A 2,335-nucleotide genomic window follows, 5' to 3' on the forward strand; every position below is an offset into this window, starting at 1 on the left:
ATCTTATAGGATTCTCAAGCAAGGGAATTGATAAAAACAAAGCCAAACGTGGCGTGTGGAGAATTCCAGAAAAAACATTATTCCTCATAGCAATGCTAGGAGGAAGTTTAGGTAGCATCTTAGGAATGAATAAGTTCAGACATAAAACGAAACATAGAACTTTTTCAATAGGAATGCCGTCAATATTGATTATTCAATTTATTATAATTGTATACTTTATGGTTGTTCATTGCTTTTGCCCTTTATAGACACGATATTTAACGTATTCAAGGACATCTAATTGCGAATTTGGTGTAAGTTGTCTGAAATTTTCCAATAGTACCTTTTCGTTAGAATTATTAGGTTGAACAATGTTCCTAGTCTTTGAATTCTCGGGATTTACGCGATCATTCGTGGAATACGTAGCATCTTCGTGAAGCATGCTCGGAATAAAGTTGTTATTAATTAATTCGTCGATGCTTAGGGCGTAAAGTGATGCAAGTTGTAACAATGTTTGGTTATCAGGTGTCCGGCCACCTTTCTCATAATGAGCATATCCTTGCCTAGTGATATTTAAGTAATTACCTAAATATTTTTGCGTATACCCATGTGAAATACGGAGTTCTCTTAATTTGTTCGAAAGCGATAGATTAACTGTTGACATATACTCCTCCTGTATTAATGTGAGACTAACTTACTTTATTATAACAATTTACCATGAAAAAGAATTAAAAAGCAACAAAACGTGACATATAATTACAGCAACACTTTGTTGCTTGCTTATGATAATTAGATAAAGTTAAGTCCGCTTATTAATCAATTTCTTAATTAATGTCACACAATTTGCGACATATTATATACATTTATGAGTATTAATACCCAATAATGATGTTGAGTGAAAAATGGATTGACAATCTTTAGTAAAAATGTTATAATATGGCTAGTTGCTGGAGCAACATATATTATTATTTGTTTTTGGAGGAATTGAATATGAAAGGTACAGTTAAATGGTTCAACAATCAAAAAGGTTTCGGTTTCATCTCTGATGAACAAGGTAACGATGTATTTGTACATTACACTGGTCTTAACATGGATGGATTTAAATCCCTTGAAGAAGGACAAGAAGTGGAATTTGACATCGTTAACGGAGCTAAAGGACCACAAGCTACAAACGTAACAAGATTTTAATCAAGCTTCTTAATCAGTGTACCTTTTTCTATATATATAAATTATTTATTTTTTATAGAGAAATAGCTATATTGTTTTAATGGATTGATTACTTATGCGATTTAATGTGCGTTAAGTTGTAAAGAAAACTGCCTCATAATTAGTTACATACTAATGAGGCAGTTTTTTTTATAGGATTTAATAGATTCTGATACTAGAAATATTTAAATTAGAAAGGAAAGTAGGAGTGAATAATACCATCTATGTAGAAGAGAAATTTCATAAGTATAACATAGAGAGATATTTTAATCAAATAAAAGGAAATGATCTATTAAGTGAAGAAGAAAGAGAAATAGCCGATGAAATTCTAGAAAAATTACAAAAAACGTGTAAGATTCGAAGTGTGTCAAAAGTTTATACATCATCAGAATTCATAGTTAAGAATGGTGAGTTAATCATTAATGAGGTGAAAATCCACTGGAAATTGTTTGAACAGGACTATTTTCATGGTATAATATCATTAATGGTATTTCTTATCACTATTTATGAATCTGAGGATAGCACTATATATAATTTACTGGATCAGTACTATGAGACAATATGGAAATATGCCGCCTTACAAGGACATCGTGACAATATAATTACAGAATATAAGATGCAAATTGGAAATGGTGTGTTTACTCCTATACTTGGACCGGGGTACTATGGTATGGATTTAATAGAGAATGAGAAAATATATGAATTGCTTCATGGTAGGGAGCTAGGGATTATGTTAAGTGATAGGAAGCAATTCATACCTGAAAATACAATTTGTGGTCTTATGATTAATATGAAGTCCATGAAGGATGAATGTAAAGACATCATTCAAAATCCATGTAGGTATTGTGCAGCAGCTAAGAAAAACTGTGGATTTTGTAATTATAGTAAATAGATATACGTAGGAGGAGAGGCGTATGAAAGCCGGGGAAAAACTAAAATACCAGCAACTTGTAGATTATATTGCTTTTCCAGTTGTAATTTATATTTATGAAACACGTAGAATTATTGCAATTAATAAGAAGGCAAAAGCAATCTTGGTACCTGATGAAAGAATATTACGTTATATGCCTGATGGAAAGTTTAGGACACAGGTATCAAACCAAATCATAAAAGAAGAGACAGATATCTTATTAGTTGTACCATTATTGGT

At 31.3% G+C, this 2,335-nt stretch carries 5 protein-coding genes; 4 read left to right on the top strand and 1 reads right to left on the bottom strand.

Features of this window, described 5'->3' with window-relative positions; genetic code table 11:
* Nucleotides 1–248: DUF1294 domain-containing protein (locus ACW2QF_RS16960; protein ID WP_455717199.1), on the top strand; the 248-nt coding region annotated here is incomplete at its 5' end.
* Here ACW2QF_RS16960 and ACW2QF_RS16965 read toward each other — a convergent pair.
* A complete protein-coding gene (locus ACW2QF_RS16965; RefSeq protein WP_455717200.1) occupies nt 227–643 on the bottom strand; it encodes a helix-turn-helix domain-containing protein in 417 nt (138 codons plus the stop codon). The genes ACW2QF_RS16960 and ACW2QF_RS16965 overlap by 22 nt on opposite strands.
* Before the next feature lie 326 nt (nt 644–969).
* Here ACW2QF_RS16965 and ACW2QF_RS16970 point away from each other — a divergent pair, with 326 nt between their 5' ends.
* From ACW2QF_RS16970 to ACW2QF_RS16980, 3 genes are all read left to right on the top strand, one after another.
* A complete protein-coding gene (locus ACW2QF_RS16970) occupies nt 970–1,167 on the top strand; it encodes a cold shock domain-containing protein (protein WP_455717201.1) in 198 nt (65 codons plus the stop codon).
* 226 nt (nt 1,168–1,393) lie between these two features.
* Nucleotides 1,394–2,077, top strand: a complete 684-nt coding sequence (locus tag ACW2QF_RS16975; protein ID WP_455717202.1) for a hypothetical protein — start codon at nt 1,394–1,396, stop codon at nt 2,075–2,077.
* A 22-nt stretch (nt 2,078–2,099) separates the two neighbouring features.
* On the top strand, nt 2,100–2,335 hold a 236-nt coding region (locus ACW2QF_RS16980), incomplete at its 3' end, for a hypothetical protein (RefSeq protein WP_455717203.1).

It is taken from the genome of Anaerosporobacter sp., assembly GCF_965301125.1.